Origin of the sequence: Bacillus sp. XT-2 (assembly GCF_025696525.1) — a bacterium.
GTDB classification, from domain to species: Bacteria; Bacillota; Bacilli; order Bacillales; family Bacillaceae; genus Bacillus; species Bacillus halotolerans.
In genome coordinates this window covers 142,197-165,828 of sequence record NZ_JAHVOC010000009.1, presented here as the reverse complement: position 1 = coordinate 165,828, position 23,632 = coordinate 142,197, and the positions used below count along the sequence as shown (strand labels likewise).

Below are 23,632 nucleotides of genomic sequence, written 5' to 3'. Positions count from 1 at the left end.
TTTTTTAATTGAACCTTCAAAAATTTGTAACGTTTTTATCGTGCGTGATGGAGAAGGATGTGATAACATGAGTCTAATACATGTAAAGGAGAGTATGTGAATGTCCGAACGCACCTTTAACTGGAAAAACAAAGACATCAGGGCACAGGTTGATGTTGTAGACTCTAAGCTGCTTCCAACGCTCCTTTTACGGAATGCTCTCGTCTTAAATCCATATGTAAAACAATGGCTGAAAAAAAACATTTGGATTTATCAGGACCGTATTGTTTATGTTGGTCATGAACTTCCGGATAGAACCGAAGAAATTCATACGATTGATTGTGAAGGAAAATACATTGTGCCTGGCTATATCGAACCGCACGCACATCCTTTTCAAATATATAATCCCCAAACGCTGGCGGAATATGTGTCTCAGTACGGTACAACGACATTCGTAAATGATAACTTATTTTTGCTTTTGCAAAGCGGAAAAAAGAAAGCGCTTACTATTTTGAATGAACTCAAAAAGCTTCCGGTTCAGTATTTTTGGTGGTCACGGTATGACCTGCAAACCGAGGTGCTGAACGAGGATCACGTTCTTCCGTTTGACGTCAGAAAGCAGTGGATTGAACATCCGGATGTCATTCAAGGCGGAGAAATGACTGGCTGGCCGCGTCTTGTAGATGGCGATGATTTAATGCTTCACTGTATGCAGGCCACAAAAAAACAGCGGAAACGCATAGAAGGGCATTTTCCCGGCGCATCAGATAAAACGCTTACAAAAATGAAGCTGTTCGGAGCGGATTGTGATCATGAAGCCATGACAGGTGATGAAGTGATGAGAAGGCTGGAACTGGGCTATTATGTATCACTTCGCAATTCGTCCATTCGCCCTGATTTAAGAAACATATTGCAGGAGCTTCATGAAAAGGGCTTCCGCTACTACGACCACTTTTTTTACACAACAGACGGCGCTACGCCTAATTTCTATAAAGGCGGCATGACAAACGAGCTCATCCGGATTGCCCTGGAAGAAGGGGTTCCGGCAATCGATGCGTACAATATGGCATCCTTTAACATCGCAAAGTATTACCAAATGGATGATTATTTAGGCGTTGTCGGACCGGGAAGACTTGCGTCACTGAATATCCTTGAGGACCCGTTGCAGCCGAATCCGGTAACCGTTCTGTCAAAAGGCAAAATTCTGCGTGAAGACGGCCGTGATATGAATGCGTTTCCACATACGAACTGGAACAAAGGCGGTCTTGTCCCGCTTGAGCTTTCATATGATATGACGATGGATGATTTGCAGTTTTCCATGCCGATGGGCGTAAAAATGCGGAACGCGGTGATTATGGAGCCGTATATGATTGAGATCGACAACTCGGTCGAACAGCTTTCATTTGACCATGATGAAAGTTATTTAACGATGCTTGACAGACATGGGAAATGGCGCGTGAATACGATGATAAAAGGATTTGCCTCAAGTGTGCAGGGATTTGTGAGCTCCTTTACGACGACGGGGGATATTGTCGCGATTGGAAAAAACAAAGCGGATATGCTGCTTGCTTTCTCCCGCATGAAAGAAATCGGCGGGGGAATTGTGCTTGCGGAAAACGGAAAAATCCTTCACGAAATTCCGCTTTCACTGTGCGGATGCGCTTCTTCGGAATCGTATGACATCGTGCTGGAAAAGGAACAGAAGCTGAGAGATCTTTTGACTGAAAGAGGCTATGAGTATTGTGATCCGGTTTATACGCTGCTCTTTTTGCAAAGCACGCACCTCCCGTATATACGCATTACGCCAAGAGGAATCTTCGACGTGATGAAAAAAACTGTACTCTTTCCATCGATAATGCGTTAAAATATAAAAGAGCGGGGAGCCGACATATGAAAAAATGGATGACAGTTTGCGTACTGTGTTTCGCGTTTTTCCTGCTAGTATCCTGCCAGCAGAAGGACGCTGTCCCTGATCACACAAAGAAGCTGAAAGCTCCTTTGACGGGACTGGAGACTGAACAGAAGGTGACTGAACGCAGGCCTGTTGCTGTCATGGTGAACAATCACCCGAAGGCGAGGCCGCAATCAGGACTGTCTAAAGCCGACATTGTCATAGAAGCGCTTGCCGAAGGCCAAATCACAAGGTTTCTGGCCATTTTTCAAAGCCAGATGCCTGAAACTGTCGGACCTGTGCGGAGTGCGCGGGAATATTTCGTCACTCTCAGCAACGGTTTTGACAGCATATTTGTCCATCACGGCTGGAGTCCCGGCGCCAAGGAGCAGCTGGAATCCGGAGCTGCCGATTATATTAATGGATTGGATTTTGACGGAAGCTTATTTTGGAGAGCTGATTTCAGCGAACCGCCCCACAATTCTTACACGTCTTATCAGTACATAAAAAAGGCGGCTGAACAAAAGGGATATGAGCTGAAGCAGGAAACAGATCCAATGCTGTTTCAAACATCAGATGCAAAACCTGTAAATGAATCTTATAATGTTCGGGTAGATTATGGAACAAAAAACGTTACAAATCTTGTCGAATACAACTATGATAAAAAAACTGAAGCTTATACGAGAAGCTCTGATGGTGTCATGACGACAGACCGGGAGACCGGAAAGCCGGTTGCAATGCAAAATATTTTCATTGTTGAAGCCAGCCATCATACTATTGACCAAGATGGAAGGCGTGACATCGACATAGAATCAGGGGGTAAAGGTCTGCTGTTTCAGCACGGAAACGTCATTGAAGCAGACTGGAAAAATGTAAACGGAAGAATTGTGCCGGTAAAAGACGGCAAATGGCTGCCGTTTGTGCCAGGAAAGACATGGATAAATATCGTGCCTGATCTCGATGCGGCTTCCATTAGTAAAGGAGAAGGTGTGTAACGATGCAAATCGATAAATTACGCGGCAAAGAACTGGACCAGTTATTTAACTCGATCTTATCGCTGAAAGACCTGGAGGAATGTTATCGGTTCTTCGATGATCTTTGCACAATTAACGAAATTCAATCGCTGGCTCAGCGCCTTGAAGTGGCGCGTATGCTCCGCGAAGGAAACACGTATCATAAAATTGAAACAGAAACAGGCGCTTCTACAGCGACCATTTCCCGAGTGAAACGATGCTTAAATTATGGAAATGACGCATATGAAATGGCGCTTGACCGTGTGAAGGAGAATGAAACAGAGTCTTCTTCCAAATAAAAAACCGCCCTGCCGTCTGGCAAGGGGCGTTTTTTTTATGAAACAATTTTCTCAATCAGATTGTCGATGTCAACTGTGCTGCCATCCTCTTTTCGATAGACAACATGCTCCTTGGAAAAATGAACCGGCGAATCGATCCCGGCTGCTGCGGCCAGATTAAACAGCCCCTCACGCAGCGAAATGACGTAGTTGCAGACGCGGTGCTGTTTTTCCTCAACGCTCAGCGCTTTTTGCAGCTTTGGATCTGTTGTCGCAACGCCTGCCGGGCATGTGTTGGTGTGGCATACGAGGGCGCGGATGCATCCGACTGAAAACATCATGCCGCGTGCAATGTTGACAAAATCAGCGCCCAGAGCTAAAGCGACCGCGATTTTGTCAGGGGTCAGCAGCTTTCCGGAAGCAAAAAGTTTCATACGGTCACGCAAGCCGTATTGTCTGAGCAGCGTATCAACGATAGGGAGCGCCGTCATAATCGGGAGGCCGACTGTGTCGGCAAGCTCATAGAAGGAAGCGCCGGTACCGCCTTCACTACCGTCTACCGTAATAAAATCAGGATGTTTTCCGCTTTTCTGCATATAAGAAAAAAGCTCATGCAAGTCATCAGGCTGGCCTGCAACAATTTTAATGCCGACCGGCTTTTGACCGACGTTTCGCAGCTTTTCAATAAAATCCAGCATTTCAGGCGCGCTTGAAAATTCATGAAAGCGGTTTGGGCTGTCGATTGACTTTCCGGGTTCGACATTCCGGATGTCTGCCACCTCTTCTGATACTTTAGCGCCATCCACATGTCCGCCGCGGGTTTTGGCTCCTTGTGCGAGCTTCAGCTCAAACGCTTTAATTTGATCCAGCCGGCTTTTCTTTTTAAATTCCTCCCACGAAAATTCCCCTTTTCTATTGCGTACGCCAAATAGACCGGGGCCGATTTGGCAGATGATATCAGCACCTCCCTTTAAGTGATACTCAGACAATCCGCCTTCACCGGTATTCATCCAAGTGCCGCCCGCCTGGTGCAGCCCTTTTGACAGCGCCGTAATGGCGCGCTCTCCAAGTGAACCGTAGCTCATGGCGGATTGACCGACTAATCCCTTCACATAAAAAGGCTTTTCGCATGTACTCCCGCCGATGACTTGAACATCATCAGGATGGAGAAAATACGGATCAGCCTTGATACGTTCGGCATGTTCGCTGCGTCTGAACAGATTGTCCGAATCGATTTTATAGATGTGGGTTTCGATTTTCGGAGACTGGTCCATACGCAATTCTTCTTTTTGCTTTGGGAAAAGGGCGTTTCGGATATAATAGCCCGGTTGATCAAAATCTCTTACCGATCCGAACCCCATCATTCTGCTTTTGTATTTTCCTGATATGACTGTTTGCTCATATTCTTTTCGTGAAAAAGGCTGTTCCTCATTGTCATTGCTGAATAAATACTGCCGCAGCTCCGGTCCGATTTTTTCAAAAATATAGCGAAACCTTCCGATGACAGGATAATTGCGGAGGATTGCATGCTCCTGCTGTTTTTCGTCCTTTATGTAGATCCAGACAAACAATGCGATGGGGATAACGATGATCCCGATGATAAATGCAATAAGTGCAATAATGATGTATTCCATCTGTCAGCCTCCCTTTTTTATGTAACCATTTCCACTGTTGGGGCGTTTCCAAACAATAGAAAATATTTCTGTGTTTTTTCTATAAAAAGAGAGCGGAACAGCCGCTTTTTTTCTGCGGAAATAGAATCAAAACACCTTTTTCAGTGAATAAAGAGAATGACGGCTTTTTCCGTTTTTCCGCGCTATGTGAATTTGTTATAATGTTTAAATGGTAAGAAACGAATGGAGGAACGGATGACGTGTACGATGTAACGGAGTGGAAGCATGTCTTTAAACTCGATCCAAATAAAGATTTGCCTGATGAACAGCTGGAGATGCTTTGTGAGTCAGGGACTGATGCGGTTATTATCGGAGGAAGCGACGGTGTAACGGAGGATAATGTCCTGCGGATGCTGTCTCAGGTGAGACGGTTTTTGGTGCCGTGTGTCCTTGAGGTGTCTGCGATTGAAGCGATTGTCCCTGGCTTTGACTTATATTTTATTCCGAGTGTATTAAACAGCAAAAATCCGGATTGGATTGTCGGAATGCATCAGAAAGCCATGAAGGAATATGGAGAACTGATGGCGATGGAAGAAATCGTGGCGGAGGGCTACTGTATCGTAAATCCTGATTGCAAAGCCGCGGCTTTAACGGAGGCGGACACCAATTTGAATCATGACGATATCATCGCCTATGCGCGCGTGTCTGAACTGCTGCAGCTTCCGATTTTTTATCTGGAATACAGCGGCGCTCTTGGGGACATAGAAGCCGTGAAGAAAACGAAGGCTGTATTGGAAACGTCCACCCTGTTTTACGGAGGCGGCATTAAAGATGCGGAGACGGCGAAACAGTATGCCGAGCACGCGGATGTCATTGTGGTAGGCAACGCTGTGTATGAGGATTTTGATGAAGCGCTGAAGACAGTAGCGGCTGTCAAAGGCGAGTAGCGAAATGTACGGATTTGGTTTATGATAGAACATATGTTTGTATAGGCGGGTGACGAATTTTGAATTACATTAGCAATCAACTATTAAGCGGATTAAACCCCGTTCAGCAGGAAGCTGTCAAAACAACGGACGGGCCTTTGCTGCTGATGGCGGGAGCGGGAAGCGGAAAGACGCGTGTCCTGACGCACAGAATCGCTTACTTAATGGCGGAAAAGCATGTGGCGCCGTGGAACATTCTGGCGATCACATTTACAAATAAAGCGGCCAGAGAAATGAAAGAACGTGTGGAAAGCATTCTCGGGCCCGGGGCGGATGATATCTGGATTTCCACGTTCCACAGCATGTGTGTGCGGATTTTGCGCCGAGATATCGACCGCATCGGGATCAACCGCAATTTCTCAATCCTTGATACGGCTGACCAGCTTTCAGTCATCAAGGGAATTTTGAAGGAACGCAACCTCGATCCGAAAAAATTTGATCCGAGGAGCATCCTCGGCACGATCAGCAGTGCGAAAAACGAATTAACCGAACCTGAGGAATTTTCTAAGGTTGCCGGCGGCTACTATGATCAGGTCGTCAGCGATGTATACACTGATTATCAGAAAAAACTGCTGAAAAACCAGTCGCTTGATTTCGACGACTTAATTATGACGACCATTAAACTGTTTGACCGTATTCCGGAAGTGCTTGAGTTTTATCAGCGCAAATTCCAATACATCCACGTCGATGAGTATCAGGATACGAACAGAGCGCAATACATGCTCGTGAAGCAGCTGGCTGAGCGTTTCCAAAACCTTTGTGTTGTCGGCGACTCCGACCAGTCCATCTACAGATGGCGCGGGGCGGACATTGCCAACATTCTTTCCTTTGAAAAGGATTATCCGAATGCCAGCGTCATTTTGCTTGAACAAAACTACCGTTCGACAAAACGGATTTTGCGCGCGGCCAACGAAGTGATCCAAAACAATACAAACCGAAAGCCGAAAAATCTATGGACGGAAAACGATGAAGGAATTAAAATTTCCTATTACCGCGGAGACAATGAATTCGGTGAAGGACAATTTGTTGCCGGGAAGATTTATGAGCTTCATAACTCCGGCAAACGGAAGCTGTCGGATATCGCCATCTTGTACCGGACAAACGCCCAGTCCCGTGTGATTGAGGAAACGCTTCTCAAAGCGGGCCTGAACTATAACATTGTCGGCGGTACAAAGTTCTATGACAGAAAAGAAATCAAAGACATCCTCGCGTACCTGCGTCTCGTATCCAATCCGGATGATGACATCAGCTTCACGCGTATTGTCAATGTGCCGAAGCGCGGGGTCGGCGCCACATCGCTTGAAAAAATCGCTTCATATGCCGCGATGAACGACTTGTCACTATTCCAAGCGATTCAGCAGGTTGATTTCATTGGCGTCAGCGCCAAGGCAGCAAACGCGCTCGACAGCTTCAGACAGATGATTGAGAACCTGACAAACATGCAGGACTATTTATCAATTACCGAGCTGACCGAAGAAATTCTCGATAAAACCGAATACAGAGAAATGCTGAAGGCTGAAAAATCAATTGAAGCCCAAAGCCGTTTAGAAAACATCGACGAGTTCCTGTCTGTAACGAAAAACTTTGAACAGAAAAGCGAAGACAAAACACTCGTTGCGTTCCTGACTGATTTGGCACTGATCGCTGATATCGACCAGCTCGACCAGAAAGAGGAAGAATCCGGCGGCACGGATGCGATCACGCTGATGACGCTGCACGCCGCAAAAGGATTGGAATTCCCGGTTGTTTTCCTTATGGGACTCGAGGAAGGCGTCTTCCCGCACAGCCGTTCACTGATGGAAGAAGCAGAGATGGAAGAAGAACGCCGTCTCGCTTACGTGGGCATTACAAGAGCGGAGCAGGAGCTTTATCTGACCAACGCAAAAATGCGCACGTTGTTTGGCAGAACAAACATGAACCCGGAATCACGCTTTATCGGTGAAATTCCAGATGATTTATTGGAAAACCTAAATGAGAAAAAAGAAACGAGAGCGCCGTCTGCGAGAAAAATGCAGCCGAGACGCGGCCCTGTTTCCCGTCCGGTGTCCTACGCAAGCAAAACAGGCGGCGATACCCTAAGCTGGGCTGTCGGAGATAAAGCCGGGCATAAAAAATGGGGCACAGGAACCGTTGTCAGCGTGAAAGGCGAAGGAGAAGGGACCGAACTCGATATTGCCTTCCCAAGCCCGATCGGTGTGAAACGCCTGTTAGCGGCATTCGCGCCAATTGAAAAGCAGTAATTGAAGAGGAAAGGAAGAAGCAGATGGACAAAGAAACAGCGAAGCAGCGGGCAGAAGAACTGCGCCGCACCATCAACAAGTATAGCTATGAATATTACACCTTAGATGAACCGAGCGTCCCGGATGCCGAATACGACAGATTGATGCAGGAGCTGATTGCGATTGAGGAGGAGCATCCAGACCTCAGAACGCCTGATTCTCCTACACAGCGTGTCGGCGGCGCTGTGCTTGATGCGTTTCAAAAAGTCACTCACGGCACGCCGATGCTCAGTCTGGGCAACGCGTTTAATGCTGACGATCTCCGCGACTTTGACCGCCGTGTGCGACAGGCCGTGGGTGATGATGTGGCGTATAATGTGGAGCTGAAGATAGACGGTCTTGCTGTTTCTCTCCGTTATGAAGACGGCTATTTTGTCAGAGGCGCCACAAGAGGCGATGGGACGACGGGAGAGGATATTACGGAAAATCTGAAGACGATCCGCACTATTCCGCTCAAAATGAAACGCAGCCTTTCGATTGAAGTGCGAGGAGAGGCGTATATGCCGAAGCGTTCGTTTGAAGCGCTCAATGAAGAACGGATCAAAAACGAGGAAGAACCCTTCGCAAATCCACGCAATGCCGCTGCGGGATCACTCAGACAGCTCGACCCTAAAATTGCGGCGAAACGAAATCTCGATATCTTCGTCTACAGTATAGCGGAGCTTGACGAAATGGGTGTGGAGACACAAAGCCAAGGACTTGATTTTCTCGACGACATCGGCTTTAAAACGAACCAGGAACGGAAAAAATGCGGCAGCATAGAAGAAGTCATTGCGATGATCGATGACATTCAGGCGAAACGAGCCGATCTCCCGTATGAAATTGACGGCATCGTCATCAAAGTGGATTCCCTTGATCAGCAGGAGGAGCTTGGTTTTACGGCGAAAAGCCCGCGCTGGGCCATAGCGTATAAGTTTCCTGCAGAAGAAGTCGTGACAAAGCTTCTCGATATCGAATTAAATGTCGGAAGAACGGGTGTGATTACGCCGACCGCGATTCTTGAGCCGGTAAAAGTAGCCGGGACAACGGTCTCAAGAGCATCCCTTCATAACGAAGATTTAATTAGAGAGAAGGATATCCGGATTTTGGATAAGGTAGTCGTCAAAAAAGCGGGAGATATCATTCCTGAAGTCGTGAACGTTCTCGTTGAACAGCGGACAGGGGAAGAAAAGGAATTCAGCATGCCGACAGAATGCCCTGAATGCGGCAGTGAACTCGTCCGGATTGAAGGAGAAGTGGCACTTCGCTGCATCAATCCCGAATGCCCTGCACAAATCAGAGAAGGGCTGATTCATTTTGTCTCCCGCAATGCCATGAACATTGACGGGCTTGGCGAACGAGTCATCACACAGCTGTTTCAGGAGAATCTCGTCCGAAATGTGGCAGATCTGTATAAGCTGACGAAGGAACAGGTGATTCAGCTCGAACGCATGGGCGAAAAATCAACTGAAAACCTGATCAGCTCTATACAGAAATCGAAGGAAAATTCATTAGAGCGCCTGTTATTCGGCCTCGGCATCCGCTTTATCGGCTCGAAGGCTGCAAAGACGCTCGCCATGCACTTTGAAAGCCTGGATAATCTGAAAAAAGCCACCATAGAGGAGCTTCTCGCAATAGATGAAATCGGTGAAAAAATGGCTGACGCAGTCATCACCTATTTCCATAAAGAAGAAATGCTCGAGCTTTTGGCAGAGCTTGAGGAGCTGGGCGTAAACACACTTTATAAAGGTCCGAAAAAAGTAAAAGCAGAGGACAGCGATTCCTATTTTGCAGGCAAAACCATCGTTCTGACAGGAAAGCTGGAAGAGCTGTCAAGAAGCGAAGCGAAAGCGCAAATTGAAGCGCTCGGCGGAAAGATGACTGGAAGCGTCAGCAAAAACACAGACTTGGTCATCGCCGGAGAAGCGGCGGGAAGCAAGCTGACAAAAGCGCAAGAGCTGAACATTGAAGTGTGGAATGAAGAACAGTTAATGGGAGAGCTAAAGAAATAAGAGGAGTGTTTTCTATTGAAAAAGACGTTGGTAATGGCGGCAACGGCGGCAGTGTTAATGCTGTCTGCCTGTTCGTCAGGTTTTGGGGGGAAGAAGGAGGAAGAGATTACGCAAAAAACGGCGAAATCGTCAGAAAAAGCGATTATCCCGAAATACAATATCTCTGACTCCTATTACAAAATGGTGCTTCCGTTTAAAGCGGGGAAAGCACGCGGCCTGACAACGGAACAGCTGAATACAAGACTTGATATTGATGAGTTTGAAACGGGGCTGATGCGCCTTGCCCAGGACTCTTTCTCGACAGACGATTATCTGTTCCAAGAAGGACAATACTTAGATGAAGATACAGTATTAAGCTGGCTTGCTCGGAAAAAAACAGGCTCTGATCTGAAAAAAGCCCAAAAAGAAGATAAAAACTTTAAAAACGAAGGTCTGAACCCAGCGCTCCCTAGCTCTGGCTCAACAGAAGAGAAAAACGAAAGCAGTCCGGTTTATTTAGCTTCTATGCTGGAACATGATTACTTAGTCAGAAAAGACAAGAATTCCATCCAGCTTGGCGGCGTTATGATCGGCTTGGCGTTAAATTCAGTGTATTACTACCGTGAAAAAACAGGCGACCCTCAAAAAGAAGTGGAGATTGACAACAGCACACTCCGTAAACAGGGAGAAAAAATCGCGCAGGAGGTCATTAACCGCCTTCGCAAAAAAGACAACCTGAAAAATGTGCCGATTACGATTGCGCTTTACAAACAGGCGTCCAAAACATCAATCGTTCCCGGCAATTTTATCGCCAAAACAGAAGTCAAAGCAGGCTCCTCTGATATTTCAAACTGGGACGATGTAAATGAAAAATACGTCTTTTATCCGGCCGATACGAGCACTGCAGAGAAATATCCTGATGATACTGAAGTTTTTAAACGGTTCAAAAACTCAATTGACAACTACTTCCCGAACTACACAGGTGTTGTCGGAACGGCCCTGTATGAAAACGATGAAATGAAGAAAATGAAAATTGAAATTCCGATGCAATTCTACGGAAAGAGTGAAGTCGTCGCGTTTACCCAGTTCTTAACGGGTGAAGTCATGGACTACTACTCAAAGAGCTCACTAGATCTCGAAGTGGATATTACATCCTCAGACGGACAGGAAGCGGTCATTCTCCGCGATGCTGGCGATAAAGAGCCGACTGTTCACATTTATGACTGATAAACATGCAAAACCCTTGTGCCAATTAAGGCTCGAGGGTTTTTTTGTGTTACAATTAACAGTATAAGGAAACCGCAATCATTTCCGCTTCTGTCGAAACAAAAACCAAATGGGGGTATGTTGATGCTGGAAATCGTGTAAAAACAATAGAAGAAATCAAAGGCATAGAAAGGGAGATAAACGTGCATAAAGAAATCAAGAAAGTATTTCGTGAGGAGAAGGTTTTGGCAGAGGCTGCGGGGAGATACGGTTTTTCAAGAAATCAGGTGCGTTTTCTGGCTGATGCCGAAAACTATGTATATGAGTTTATAAAAGATAATGAACCTTATATTTTAAAGGTTACCCATACAATTCGCAGGTCGGCTGATTATATGATGGGTGAAATGGAATGGCTCCGTCATCTGGATGAAGGCGGGCTTTCAGTCGCAAAACCGATTTCGTCGCTAAATGGCACAGAGATTGAAGAAGTCCCTGACGGAAACGGCGGAGCATTTTTATTGCGAGCCTATGAGAAGGCGCCGGGGCACAAAGTGGACGAATCCGACTGGAATGAAACCCTATTTTTTGAGCTTGGCAGATACACAGGGAAAATGCACAGCTTGACAAAAAGCTACAAGCTCAAAAATCCTGCTTTTAAAAGACAGGAGTGGGATGAAGAAGAGCAGCTGATGCTTAGAAAATACGTGCCGGAAGACCAGACTCAGGTGTTTCAGCAGGCGGATGAGCTAATGAATGAACTGCGCCAATTACCAAAAAGTAGGGACAGTTACGGCTTGGTTCATGCAGACCTCCACCATGGCAATTTTAACTGGGACCAAGGGAAAATCACAACATTTGATTTTGATGACATCGGATACAATTGGTTTGTCAATGATATCAGCATTCTCCTTTATAATGTGCTGTGGTATCCGGTCGTTCCATATGAAAATAAAGCCGTGTTTACAGAGGAATTTATGACGCACTTTATGAACGGATACAGAGAGGAAAATAATCTTGATGCTTCGTGGCTGAAAAGAATACCTGATTTTCTCCGCCTGCGTCACATGCTGATATACGGACTGCTGCATCAAATGTTTGATCTTAACTCAATAGGCGCAGAAGAAAAAGAAATGCTGGCCGGTTTCAGAAGGGATATAGAAAACCGCACGCCGATCACAGAATTTGATTTTTCTAAGCTCGTCTAGAACGAAAAAAGCCAATGGGATATAATGCCCCATTGGCTTTTATAATGTATCGCACTTCACGCCGACGACACCTTCAATGTCTTTTATATCATAGTAGACATCGGTCGTATATCTGTTTTTATGAACACGGACTTTTACTTCCATGATCGGAAATTCTTTTTCATGAAGGTCATCGATTCGGACGGAGTGTGTCTTAATGTTTCTTCTTTTCATTTCTTTTAAGATCTCTGTCATTTTGTCTTTATCAGAAAGTGACATTCTGATGCGGATGTCTTTTTCCTGCAGACGGTCTGGACCGATTTTTCTGACCGCCCACGGAAGAAATTCAACGCTGATCAGGATGAACAGAAGGCTGGCAAAGGCTTCTTTATAAAATCCCGCTCCGGTAGCAAGCCCGAGTCCTGCCGCACCCCAAATCATAGCCGATGTGGTTAAGCCGGAAATGACGTCGTTGCTTTTCCGCAAAATGACACCTGCGCCGATAAACCCGACGCCGGAGATGATTTGCGCCGGCAGACGCAGCGGGTCCATCATGATGCGGTAGTATTTAGGGAAATGATATGCCGCGTTAATACTGACGATCGTCAGCATGCATGAGCTGACGGCGATAACGATACAGGTTTTTAATCCGAGCGGCTTATTCTTCAGCTCGCGCTCCAGCCCGATGACCATGCCAATCAAAGTGGCAATGCCTAATTTTAATAAAATGTCAGGATCAATATACCAGCTCAACAGCAACTTCCCCCTTATCTATGGTGTTTTTAAATAAATATGATTTTCTCACAGTATTTATCGCAAAACAAGGGCACAAAAGCCACCAAGCAGCGCTTGATGGCTTTTTGATTATTTTTTGCGTTTTAACAGTTTTTCCATGACACCGAATAATCGGTAAGAGGCTTTTGCAGGCCGCTTCGTGATCATGCTGACGATAATGCCGGCAATCATACTGAGGATAAACCCAGGGATGATTTCGTACACACCGGTTGATTTTGCCAGGCCGGTTGTAATCCAGATCAACACGGTCGCAGCCCCGACAATCATCGCAGCAAGCGCGCCCCATTCGTTCATCCGCTTCCAATACAGGCTGAGCAGAATCGCAGGCCCGAAAGCTGAACCGAAGCCGGCCCACGCGTATCCGACCAAATCAAGAATGGAGCTGCTCGGATTCAAGGATAAGAGCACCGCAATAACGGCAATCACTAAGACGGACAGACGCCCGACCATTACTAATTCTTTATCGGAAGCTTTTCGTCTGAAAAACGTCCGGTATAAATCCTCTGTCACAGCACTTGCTGTTACCAAGAGCTGTGAGGAGATGGAACTCATGATCGCAGCCAAAATAGCTGACAATAAGAATCCTGTAATTAAAGGGTGGAACAATATTTTAGAGAAGATAATGAATATCATCTCCGGATCTTTTACAGCAACACCGAATTTATGGGCATAAGCAACACCGATTAAACCCGTCAGCACGGAACCGAGAACTGAAATGATCATCCAGCTCATGCCGATTCGGCGCGCAGGCTTTAAATCTTTAATGTTTTTAATGGCCATAAACCGGACGATAATATGAGGCTGGCCGTAGTAGCCCAAGCCCCAGGCTAAATAGGAAATAATGCTAATGACGCTCGCGCCTTTAAAGATATCCAATAAATTCGGGTTAACAGCGCTGATTTCATGGAAAGTCGGAGCAACGCCGCCCACATGGGTAAAAGCAACGATCGGCACAAGCACTAGTGCTGCAAACATGATCGCACCCTGCACGAAGTCAGTCAGACTGACAGCAAGGAAACCGCCAAATAGTGTGTACAATACGACAACACCGGTAGTCAGAAGCAAGCCTAATTTGTAATCCGCGCCAAAAGCAGATTCAAACAGCCGTCCGCCAGATACCATACCGGAAGAGGTATACAATGTGAAAAAGATCATAATGACCAAAGCAGATACGATTTTCAGCAGTGATGAAGAATGCTGGAATCGTTTATCAAAGAAATCAGGAATCGTAATCGCGTCATCCGCCGCTTCCGTATAAGCACGCAGCCTTGGAGCCAGCAGCAAGTAGTTTGAGTACGCCCCGATTGTAAGACCTAAAGCAAGCCATAAGGTTGACAGCCCTGTCGCAAACATCGCGCCGGGAACACCCATCAGCATCCATCCGCTCATATCCGCCGCTCCGGCAGACAAAGCAGTAACAAACGGTCCGAGACCTCTTCCTCCAAGCATGTAATCGTTGATATCAGTTGTTTTCTTAAATGCATACCAGCCGATTAACAGCATGGCAATAAAGTAAATTCCTAAAGAAATAATAATTTCAATACTCACGTTTTACCCTCTCTTCAATTCTAATAATTTTGCATCACCTCTCAAATTGATGGTGCCAGTTAAGCAGCCTGGCGCAAGTGCGACACAAAAGACATTCTTTTGCAGGTGCACTTGGTAACTTAACCTAACAAAGTATTCCCACCCATTCAAGCGATGAAACATAGACGGTCAGCGGGAAATACCGGGGCAAACCTAGAAGGGAATAAAGATTAAAACGCTTTCAAAAATAATTAAAGTAAAAATTTTCAGAAAAATATTTCGTTTCTCCTTCGCCTCTTTTTAGTATAAAATATATAGGGTATTGTCTCGAAAACACAGGCCCGCCCCAAGGCGTTTTGTTGCTTTAGAGGGCTTGTTTTTGATATGATCAGTATTATATGACTTAACGGAGAAATATGTGGAGGTGGATCATATGTCACGAATTTCAATAGAAGAAGTAAAGCACGTTGCGCATCTTGCAAGACTTGCGATTACTGAAGAAGAAGCAAAAATGTTCACTGAACAGCTTGACAGCATCATTTCATTTGCCGAGGAGCTGAATGAAGTCAACACAGACCATGTTGAGCCTACAACTCACGTGCTGAAAATGAAAAATGTCATGAGAGAAGATGAAGCGGGTAAAGGTCTTCCGGTTGAGGATGTCATGAAAAATGCGCCTGACCACAAAGACGGCTATATTCGTGTGCCATCAATTCTGGACTAAAGGAGGGACACAAGAATGTCATTATTTGATCACAAAATCACAGAATTAAAACAGCTCATACATAAAAAAGAGATTAAGATTTCTGACCTGGTCGATGAATCTTATAAACGCATTCAAGCGGTAGATGATAAGGTACAAGCCTTTTTGGCATTAGATGAAGAAAAAGCGCGCGCGTATGCGAAGGAGCTCGATGAGGCGGTTGACAGCCGTTCTGAGCATGGTCTTCTCTTTGGGATGCCGATCGGCGTAAAAGATAATATCGTAACAAAAGGGCTGCGCACGACTTGCTCCAGCAAAATTCTTGAAAACTTTGACCCGATCTACGACGCAACTGTCGTTCAGCGCCTTCAAGAAGCTGAAGCGGTCACAATCGGAAAACTGAACATGGACGAATTCGCCATGGGGTCATCAACAGAAAACTCAGCTTACAAGCTGACGAAAAATCCTTGGAACTTAGATACGGTTCCCGGCGGTTCAAGCGGCGGATCTGCGGCTGCAGTTGCTGCGGGAGAAGTTCCGTTTTCTCTTGGCTCTGATACAGGCGGCTCCATCCGCCAGCCGGCCTCTTTCTGCGGCGTTGTCGGATTAAAGCCTACATACGGACGCGTGTCCCGTTACGGATTGGTCGCATTTGCGTCTTCATTAGACCAGATCGGGCCGATTACACGTACGGTTGAGGACAACGCATTCTTGCTGCAAGCCATTTCAGGTGTTGATAAAATGGACTCTACAAGCGCAAATGTAGACGTTCCGGATTTTCTTTCTTCATTAACTGGCGATATCAAAGGATTGAAAATCGCGGTTCCGAAAGAATATCTTGGCGAAGGCGTCGGCAAAGAAGCGAGAGAATCTGTTCTTGCAGCGCTCAAAGTTCTAGAAGGCCTTGGCGCTACATGGGAAGAAGTATCTCTTCCGCACAGTAAATACGCGCTTGCGACGTATTACCTGCTGTCTTCTTCTGAAGCGTCTGCCAACCTTGCACGTTTTGATGGCATCCGCTACGGATACCGCACGGACAATGCGGAAAACCTGATCGACCTTTACAAGCAAACGCGCGCTGAAGGCTTCGGAAATGAAGTGAAACGCCGTATCATGCTTGGAACGTTCGCTTTAAGCTCAGGTTACTATGATGCGTACTACAAAAAGGCGCAAAAAGTGCGTACTTTGATTAAGAAAGACTTCGAAGACGTATTTGAGAAATATGATGTCATTGTTGGACCAACTACACCGACACCTGCGTTTAAAATCGGTGAAAACACGAAGGACCCGCTCACAATGTACGCTAACGATATCTTAACGATTCCGGTCAACCTTGCCGGCGTTCCGGGAATCAGCGTGCCATGCGGATTTGCTGACGGACTTCCGCTCGGCCTGCAAATCATCGGAAAACACTTTGACGAGAGCACTGTATACCGCGTCGCTCATGCATTCGAACAAGCGACAGACCATCATAAAGCAAAACCTGAACTGTAAGGGGTGAAATGAATTGAACTTTGAAACGGTAATCGGACTTGAAGTCCACGTTGAATTAAAAACAAATTCAAAAATTTTCTCAAGCTCTCCGACGCCATTCGGCGCGGAGGCGAATACACAGACAAGTGTCATCGACCTCGGGTATCCGGGTGTCCTGCCTGTACTAAACAAAGAAGCAGTGGAATTCGCAATGAAAGCGGCAATGGCGCTGAACTGTGAAATCGCAACGGATACAAAGTTTGACCGCAAAAACTATTTCTATCCGGACAACCCGAAAGCGTATCAGATTTCTCAATTTGATAAGCCGATCGGCGAAAACGGCTGGATCGAGATTGAAATCGGCGGAAAAACGAAACGTATCGGCATCACACGTCTTCACCTTGAAGAAGATGCCGGAAAACTGACGCATACAGGCGACGGCTATTCTCTTGTTGACTTCAACCGCCAGGGAACGCCGCTTGTCGAGATCGTATCTGAGCCGGATATCCGCACGCCGGAAGAAGCATATGCGTATCTTGAAAAGCTGAAGTCCATCATCCAATATACAGGCGTGTCTGACTGTAAAATGGAAGAAGGTTCACTTCGCTGTGACGCCAATATCTCTCTTCGTCCGATCGGCCAAGAGGAATTCGGCACAAAAACGGAATTGAAAAACTTGAACTCCTTTGCGTTTGTTCAAAAAGGCCTTGAGCATGAAGAAAAACGCCAGGAGCAGGTTCTTCTGTCCGGCGGTGTGATCCAGCAGGAAACTCGCCGTTACGATGAAGCAACGAAGAAAACCATTCTTATGCGTGTCAAAGAGGGTTCTGACGATTATCGTTATTTCCCTGAGCCTGACCTTGTCGAGCTTTACATTGACGATGAATGGAAGCAGCGCGTAAAAGCAAGCATTCCTGAGCTTCCGGATGAACGCCGCAAGCGTTATATCGATGAGCTTGGCTTGCCTGCATATGATGCGATGGTTCTGACACTGACAAAAGAAATGGCAGACTTCTTCGAAGAAACAGTTCAAAAAGGCGCTGAAGCAAAACAAGCATCAAACTGGCTCATGGGTGAAGTGTCAGCTTATCTGAACGCTGAGCAAAAAGAGCTTTCTGATGTTGCGCTGACACCGGAAGGCCTTGCCGGCATGATTCAATTGATTGAAAAAGGAACAATTTCTTCTAAAATCGCGAAGAAAGTGTTCAAGGAATTAATTGAAAAAGGCGGCGACGCTGAGAAGATTGTGAAAGAAAAAGGCCTTGTGCAGATTTCTGATGAAGGCGTGCTTCTGAAGCTTGTCACAGAGGCGCTTGACAACAATCCTCAGTCGATTGAAGACTTTAAAAACGGGAAAGACCGCGCGATCGGCTTCCTTGTCGGACAAATTATGAAAGCGTCCAAAGGACAAGCCAACCCGCCGATGGTTAACAAAATCCTGCTTGAAGAAATCAAAAAACGCTAATAAAAAAGCAGCTCCCTCTGCAATGAGGAGAGCTGCTTTTTTATGATCAAATAGAAATAAAGATAGAGATTAAAGCGCGAAGCTTTTCAACTTCTTCGAAATCACTTCCGGTCAAATTTGACAGCAGGCCTTTGATAATCGGCTTGCGCGGCTTTTCCTGCGACAGCTCTTCCTCGATCACATCGAGCGAAACGATGATGTCCTCAGGCAATGCGCTGTTTTCTTTCACTTTTTGAATGTCCTGAAGGATCTGGCCTTTATCCGCCGGCACCAGGCTGTAAATGTCTTTTGGCATGAGCGGATTCAGGCTGGAACGGCTTAGCCCCTGTACAAGATCATCCAGTCTCTCCATGATAAATTCAGATATGTTGTCTGCATCAATTTTGATTTCTTCATTAAATACCATCACATTCATATAGGAGTGCACAATGCCTCTTGCCATGATGGAGAGGTCTGAGAGGTAGTTCTCAGTTTCCTTGCCATAAGTCGCAAGCAAAGCGTTCCGATACAGCTTATCTGTCTCGGCTGTGACTTTGTAAAAGTATTGCTTTACTTCTTGATTTTCCGGAATGATATTTTCAGTTAGCAACAGAACAATAAAATCCTTATGATCGCGAAAATCCTCAAACTGGGCGCTGATTTGTTTTTTCAGCACATCCTTAGGCGGCTGTCCGGCGAGATTCTCTTCTATTTGTTGCATTTTTTTCATAGACATGCCAATGTAATATTCACAGGCAGACAATAGCAGCGCTTCTTTTGATTTGAAATGCAGATAAAAAGCGCCTTTTGAGATACCGCATTCGCTGGCGATTTCCTGGATGGTCGTCGAAGCGTATCCTTTTTTCGCAAATAAACGAATGCTTGTTTTTATGATTCTCTCTTTTTTCTCATTCATGACGTGCTTCCCCTTAATCCTTGAAAAATTTAGAAAAATTTTCTGGTATATGAGTTGACGATGTTGCGTTATACCGTTTAGTATTATATAGAATGACCAGTCAGTCAATAAAAACACAATGGAGGATATGATGAATCACGTTATTAATTTCGTTCTGAAAAACAAATTCGCCGTATGGCTGATGACGATTATTGTAACGGCAGCCGGCTTGTACGCGGGTATGAATATGAAGCAAGAATCCATTCCTGATGTAAACATGCCCTACCTGACAATCAGCACGACATATCCGGGAGCGACGCCTAGCCAAGTCGCTGATGAAGTAACGAAACCGGTTGAACAAGCGGTGCAGAATTTGGACGGCGTGAGCGTTGTTACGTCGACGTCCTATGAAAATGCATCGTCGGTCATGATTGAATATGATTATGAGAAAGATATGGACAAAGCGAAAACAGAAGCGGCTGAAGCATTAGAAAACGTCAGCCTGCCTGATGACGCGAAAGACCCGGACATTTCACGCTACAGTTTGAACTCCTTCCCAATTCTGACGCTGAGCGTGTCCAGTGATTCAGATAATCTGCAAAAGCTGACAAAACAAGTGGAGGACAGCCTCGTTTCTAAGCTTGAAGGCATAGAAGGCGTTGCTTCAGTCCAAGTATCAGGCCAGCAGGTGGAAGAGGTTGAATTCTCTTTCAAAGAAGACAAACTGAAAGAATATGGCCTTGATGAAGATACAGTTAAGCAAGTGATTCAGGGGTCAGATGTGACAACGCCGCTTGGATTGTACACATTCGGAAATAAAGAAAAATCTGTCGTCGTCAGCGGCGATATTGAAACCATTAAAGATTTGAAGAATATGAGAATTCCAACGGCATCTGCATCTAGTGCAGGCAGCAGCGCCGCAGCAGCACAAAGCGCACAAGCGGCTCAAAGCCCGCAGGCAGCAGCGCAGGCGCAGCAAAGCGTAAGCACAGACGTGCCGACGGTCAAGCTATCTGACATTGCAACGATTAAAGATGTCAAAAAAGCTGAATCAATTTCCCGCACAAATGGAAAAGACAGCATCGGCATCAACATCATCAAAGCAAACGATGCCAACACGGTAGAGGTTGCCGACAATGTCAAAGATGAGCTGAAGCAGTTCAAAGAAGACCATAAAGGCTTCAACTACAGCGCAACACTCGACATGGCAGAGCCGATCACACAGTCAGTTGAAACAATGTTAAGCAAAGCCATCTTCGGTGCTATTTTTGCGATTGTGATTATTCTCTTATTCTTAAGAGATATCAAATCAACATTAATTTCAATTATTTCTATTCCATTATCATTGCTGATCGCACTTTTCGTGCTGCAGCAGCTTGATATCACACTGAATATCATGACGCTCGGTGCAATGACCGTTGCCATCGGACGGGTTGTTGATGACTCCATTGTTGTGATCGAAAACATTTACCGCCGCATGAGGCTGAAAGATGAACCGCTGCGCGGAAAAGCTCTGGTCCGTGAAGCAACGAAGGAAATGTTTAAACCGATCATGTCATCCACTATTGTGACGATCGCGGTATTCCTGCCGCTCGCACTGGTAGGCGGACAAATTGGTGAATTGTTTATTCCTTTCGCCTTAACAATTGTATTTGCGCTTGCCGCATCCCTGTTGATTTCGATCACGCTCGTGCCAATGCTCGCACACAGCCTGTTCAAAAAATCATTAACGGGAGCGCCTGTAAAAGCGAAAGAACACAAACCTGGCAGACTCGCAAACATCTATAAAAAAGTATTGAACTGGGCGCTGAGCCACAAATGGATCACGTCTATCATCGCCGTTCTGATGCTGCTCGGAAGCTTGTTCCTTGTACCGTTAATCGGTGCCAGCTACCTTCCGTCAGAGGAAGAAAAAACGATGCAGATCACATACAGCCCTGAACCGGGTGAAACGAAAAAAGAAGCGGAAGATGAAGCTGAAAAAGCAGAAAAAATCCTGCTTGACCGCAAGCATGTCGATACGGTTCAGTATTCATTAGGCTCTGGCAGCCCGCTTGCCGGAGGAGACTCAAACGGCGCATTGTTCTATATCAAATATGACAGCGACACGCCGAATTTTGATAAAGAAAAAGACAACGTGCTGAAAGAAATCAAAAAGCAGTCTGACCGGGGAGAATGGAAGTCACAGGACTTCAGCTCTTCAGGCAATAATAATGAATTGACATACTATGTGTATGGCGATTCAGAAAATGACATTAAAGACACTGTCAAAGATATTGAGAAGGTCATGAAGGATGAAAAGGATCTGAAGAACGTAAACTCAGGCCTTTCCAGCACATATGATGAGTACACATTTGTGGCTGACCAAGAAAAGCTGAGCAAACTCGGTTTAACAGCTTCTCAAATTTCTAAGGCCCTAATGTCAGAGACAGCACAGGACCCGCTCACAACCGTGAAAAAAGACGGCAAAGAGCTTGACGTTAACATTAAAACCGAAAAAGACGAGTATAAGAGTGTCAAAGATTTAGAGAACAAAAAGATCACATCAGCGACCGGCAAAGAAGTCAAAATCGGTGATGTGGCAAAAGTAAAAGAAGGCACAACATCTGATACGGTGTCTAAACGTGACGGAAAAGTGTATGCTGATGTCACAGGTGAGGTTACATCAGACAACGTCACAGCTGTATCCGTTGATGTCCAGAAGAAAATTGATAAGCTTGACATGCCTGACAATGTAACGATCGATACAGGCGGTGTTTCCGCAGATATCGCGGATTCCTTTACGAAGCTTGGATTAGCGATGCTAGCAGCGATTGCGATCGTCTACCTCGTGCTTGTGATTACATTCGGCGGAGCATTAGCGCCATTTGCGATTCTGTTCTCATTGCCGTTTACAATCATCGGTGCCCTGGTCGGACTTTACGTATCAGGTGAGACAATCAGTCTGAACGCGATGATCGGTATGCTGATGCTAATCGGTATCGTTGTTACAAACGCCATTGTCTTAATTGACCGCGTGATTCATAAGGAAGCGGAAGGACTGTCTACGAGAGAAGCGCTCTTAGAAGCCGGCTCCACACGACTCCGTCCGATCCTGATGACAGCCATCGCGACAATCGGCGCCTTGATTCCATTAGCTCTCGGCTTCGAAGGCGGAAGCCAGGTCATTTCAAAAGGACTCGGCGTAACGGTTATCGGCGGTTTAATCAGTTCGACGCTTCTGACGCTCTTGATCGTGCCAATCGTATACGAAGTATTGGCGAAGTTCCGCAAGAAAAAACCGGGAACAGAAGAAGAGTAAAAATGACAAAAAGCCTCAGCTATGCTGGGGCTTTTCTGTGTTTCCTTCTGTAAGATTATGTACATTTTGTTGCGATTTTTTTAACTCATAGTATAATTAAAGGTTGTTAGTGTAAAAATGGATCGGATACTCTTAAGTAGGATGATGAGATAATGAAACGTGCACGCATAATATACAATCCGACTTCGGGACGGGAGGTCTTTAAAAAGCATCTTGCCCAGGTCCTGCAAAAATTTGAACAAGCCGGCTATGAAACCTCTACCCATGCCACAACATGCGCGGGAGACGCAACGCACGCTGCCAAGGAAGCGGCATTGCGTGAGTTTGACCTAATCATTGCGGCAGGCGGAGACGGAACGATCAACGAGGTCGTCAACGGGCTTGCCCCATTAGACAATCGTCCGACACTCGGCGTGATTCCTGTCGGCACAACAAATGACTTTGCCAGAGCGCTCGGCATTCCGCGAGAGGATATTTTAAAAGCGGCGGATACGGTGATTAACGGCGTTGCCCGCCCGATTGACATCGGACAGGTCAACGGTCAGTATTTTATCAATATCGCCGGCGGAGGCCGCCTGACGGAGCTGACGTACGACGTCCCAAGCAAACTCAAAACGATGCTCGGCCAGCTTGCTTATTATTTAAAGGGTATGGAAATGCTGCCTTCACTTCGTCCGACAGAAGTCGAGATTGAATATGACGGCAAGCTGTTTCAAGGTGAAATCATGCTGTTTTTGGTCACGCTGACAAATTCCGTCGGCGGGTTCGAAAAACTCGCGCCGGATTCCAGCCTGAATGACGGCATGTTTGATTTGATGATATTAAAGAAAGCAAACCTTGCTGAATTTATCAGAGTCGCATCGATGGCGCTCCGCGGCGAACACATCAACGACCAGCACATTATTTATACAAAAGCGAACCGCGTGAAAGTCAATGTATCAGAAAAGATGCAGCTGAACCTGGACGGCGAGTACGGCGGCATGCTGCCGGGCGAATTCGTGAATCTGTATCGACACATTCACGTCGTCATGCCGAAAGAGAAAGCGGAACAGCTGGATGACTAAAAACTTGGCTTTAATGAGCCAAGTTTTTCTT

Annotated in this window: 16 protein-coding genes and 1 pseudogene; 13 read left to right on the top strand and 4 right to left on the bottom strand. The window is 46.0% G+C overall.

Features of this window, described 5'->3' with window-relative positions:
- Positions 1 to 100 precede the first annotated feature (100 nt).
- Genes KXD37_RS20450 through KXD37_RS20440 form a run of 3 tightly spaced genes read left to right on the top strand, consistent with a single transcriptional unit; the run spans position 101 to position 3,182 of the window.
- On the top strand, positions 101 to 1,843 hold the full coding sequence (locus KXD37_RS20450; protein WP_024120453.1) for an adenine deaminase: 1,743 nt from the start codon (positions 101 to 103) through the stop codon (positions 1,841 to 1,843).
- A gap of 26 nt (positions 1,844 to 1,869) precedes the next feature.
- A complete protein-coding gene (locus KXD37_RS20445; protein ID WP_024120454.1) occupies positions 1,870 to 2,865 on the top strand; it encodes a DUF3048 domain-containing protein in 996 nt (331 codons plus the stop codon).
- Between the two features lie 2 nt (positions 2,866 to 2,867).
- Complete coding sequence (locus tag KXD37_RS20440) at positions 2,868 to 3,182, top strand: YerC/YecD family TrpR-related protein (protein WP_014479070.1); 315 nt, start codon at positions 2,868 to 2,870, stop codon at positions 3,180 to 3,182.
- A 35-nt stretch (positions 3,183 to 3,217) separates the two neighbouring features.
- Here KXD37_RS20440 and KXD37_RS20435 read toward each other — a convergent pair whose 3' ends face one another.
- A complete protein-coding gene (locus tag KXD37_RS20435) occupies positions 3,218 to 4,795 on the bottom strand; it encodes an FMN-binding glutamate synthase family protein (RefSeq protein WP_101863691.1) in 1,578 nt (525 codons plus the stop codon).
- 239 nt (positions 4,796 to 5,034) lie between these two features.
- On the opposite strand from KXD37_RS20435, the gene KXD37_RS20430 reads away from it, so the two are divergent.
- The 5 genes from KXD37_RS20430 (at position 5,035) to KXD37_RS20410 (ending at position 12,420) form a co-directional block, all read left to right on the top strand.
- Positions 5,035 to 5,721, top strand: a complete 687-nt coding sequence (locus tag KXD37_RS20430) for a heptaprenylglyceryl phosphate synthase (RefSeq protein WP_127695794.1) — start codon at positions 5,035 to 5,037, stop codon at positions 5,719 to 5,721.
- 59 nt (positions 5,722 to 5,780) lie between these two features.
- Positions 5,781 to 8,000 carry a DNA helicase PcrA gene (pcrA, locus tag KXD37_RS20425; protein WP_254518086.1) on the top strand — a complete coding sequence of 740 codons (2,220 nt, stop codon included), beginning with the start codon at positions 5,781 to 5,783 and terminating at the stop codon, positions 7,998 to 8,000.
- A gap of 23 nt (positions 8,001 to 8,023) precedes the next feature.
- Positions 8,024 to 10,030 (top strand): NAD-dependent DNA ligase LigA, encoded by a 2,007-nt coding sequence (gene ligA / locus KXD37_RS20420; protein WP_106021522.1) that lies wholly within the window; start codon positions 8,024 to 8,026, stop codon positions 10,028 to 10,030.
- Between the two features lie 15 nt (positions 10,031 to 10,045).
- Complete coding sequence (locus KXD37_RS20415; RefSeq protein ID WP_024120459.1) at positions 10,046 to 11,236, top strand: CamS family sex pheromone protein; 1,191 nt, start codon at positions 10,046 to 10,048, stop codon at positions 11,234 to 11,236.
- A gap of 176 nt (positions 11,237 to 11,412) precedes the next feature.
- Entirely contained in the window at positions 11,413 to 12,420 is a 1,008-nt protein-coding gene (locus tag KXD37_RS20410) for a phosphotransferase enzyme family protein (RefSeq protein WP_205407900.1), read from the top strand.
- A 39-nt stretch (positions 12,421 to 12,459) separates the two neighbouring features.
- Here the strand turns inward: KXD37_RS20410 and KXD37_RS20405 are convergent, their stop codons facing one another.
- Entirely contained in the window at positions 12,460 to 13,158 is a 699-nt protein-coding gene (locus KXD37_RS20405) for an MgtC/SapB family protein (protein WP_081638247.1), read from the bottom strand.
- A gap of 105 nt (positions 13,159 to 13,263) precedes the next feature.
- A complete protein-coding gene (gene opuE, locus KXD37_RS20400) occupies positions 13,264 to 14,742 on the bottom strand; it encodes a proline transporter OpuE (protein ID WP_103672132.1) in 1,479 nt (492 codons plus the stop codon).
- 412 nt (positions 14,743 to 15,154) lie between these two features.
- Between opuE and gatC the strand changes: the two genes are divergently transcribed.
- From gatC to gatB, 3 genes are read left to right on the top strand one after another with little or no spacing between them, the layout of a single operon-like run.
- Positions 15,155 to 15,445 carry an Asp-tRNA(Asn)/Glu-tRNA(Gln) amidotransferase subunit GatC gene (gatC, locus tag KXD37_RS20395; protein ID WP_024120463.1) on the top strand — a complete coding sequence of 97 codons (291 nt, stop codon included), beginning with the start codon at positions 15,155 to 15,157 and terminating at the stop codon, positions 15,443 to 15,445.
- A gap of 15 nt (positions 15,446 to 15,460) precedes the next feature.
- Positions 15,461 to 16,918: an Asp-tRNA(Asn)/Glu-tRNA(Gln) amidotransferase subunit GatA gene (gatA, locus tag KXD37_RS20390; protein ID WP_106021524.1), complete on the top strand. Its 1,458-nt coding sequence runs from the start codon at positions 15,461 to 15,463 to the stop codon at positions 16,916 to 16,918.
- Between the two features lie 13 nt (positions 16,919 to 16,931).
- On the top strand, positions 16,932 to 18,362 hold the full coding sequence (gatB, locus tag KXD37_RS20385; protein WP_254518087.1) for an Asp-tRNA(Asn)/Glu-tRNA(Gln) amidotransferase subunit GatB: 1,431 nt from the start codon (positions 16,932 to 16,934) through the stop codon (positions 18,360 to 18,362).
- Positions 18,363 to 18,389: 27 nt separating this feature from the next.
- Here the strand turns inward: gatB and KXD37_RS20380 are convergent.
- A pseudogene (locus KXD37_RS20380) lies at positions 18,390 to 19,257 on the bottom strand (TetR/AcrR family transcriptional regulator); the annotation flags it as partial.
- 130 nt (positions 19,258 to 19,387) lie between these two features.
- Here KXD37_RS20380 and srfP point away from each other — a divergent pair.
- Positions 19,388 to 22,537, top strand: coding sequence for a surfactin resistance protein SrfP (srfP, locus tag KXD37_RS20375; RefSeq protein WP_106021526.1), 3,150 nt, complete (start codon positions 19,388 to 19,390; stop codon positions 22,535 to 22,537).
- Between the two features lie 152 nt (positions 22,538 to 22,689).
- Positions 22,690 to 23,601: a diacylglycerol kinase gene (locus KXD37_RS20370; RefSeq protein WP_010333270.1), complete on the top strand. Its 912-nt coding sequence runs from the start codon at positions 22,690 to 22,692 to the stop codon at positions 23,599 to 23,601.
- Positions 23,602 to 23,632: the final 31 nt, after the last annotated feature.

What these genes read in the sequence shown, in the direction of transcription:
- KXD37_RS20435 (WP_101863691.1), bottom strand. Translation starts at nt 4,795, where the DNA reads ATGGAATACATCATTATTGCACTTATTGCATTTATCATCGGGATCATC.
- gatA (WP_106021524.1), top strand. Translation starts at nt 15,461, where the DNA reads ATGTCATTATTTGATCACAAAATCACAGAATTAAAACAGCTCATACAT.
- srfP (WP_106021526.1), top strand. Translation starts at nt 19,388, where the DNA reads ATGAATCACGTTATTAATTTCGTTCTGAAAAACAAATTCGCCGTATGG.
- gatC (WP_024120463.1), top strand. Translation starts at nt 15,155, where the DNA reads ATGTCACGAATTTCAATAGAAGAAGTAAAGCACGTTGCGCATCTTGCA.
- KXD37_RS20370 (WP_010333270.1), top strand. Translation starts at nt 22,690, where the DNA reads ATGAAACGTGCACGCATAATATACAATCCGACTTCGGGACGGGAGGTC.
- KXD37_RS20440 (WP_014479070.1), top strand. Translation starts at nt 2,868, where the DNA reads ATGCAAATCGATAAATTACGCGGCAAAGAACTGGACCAGTTATTTAAC.
- KXD37_RS20450 (WP_024120453.1), top strand. Translation starts at nt 101, where the DNA reads ATGTCCGAACGCACCTTTAACTGGAAAAACAAAGACATCAGGGCACAG.
- ligA (WP_106021522.1), top strand. Translation starts at nt 8,024, where the DNA reads ATGGACAAAGAAACAGCGAAGCAGCGGGCAGAAGAACTGCGCCGCACC.
- KXD37_RS20445 (WP_024120454.1), top strand. Translation starts at nt 1,870, where the DNA reads ATGAAAAAATGGATGACAGTTTGCGTACTGTGTTTCGCGTTTTTCCTG.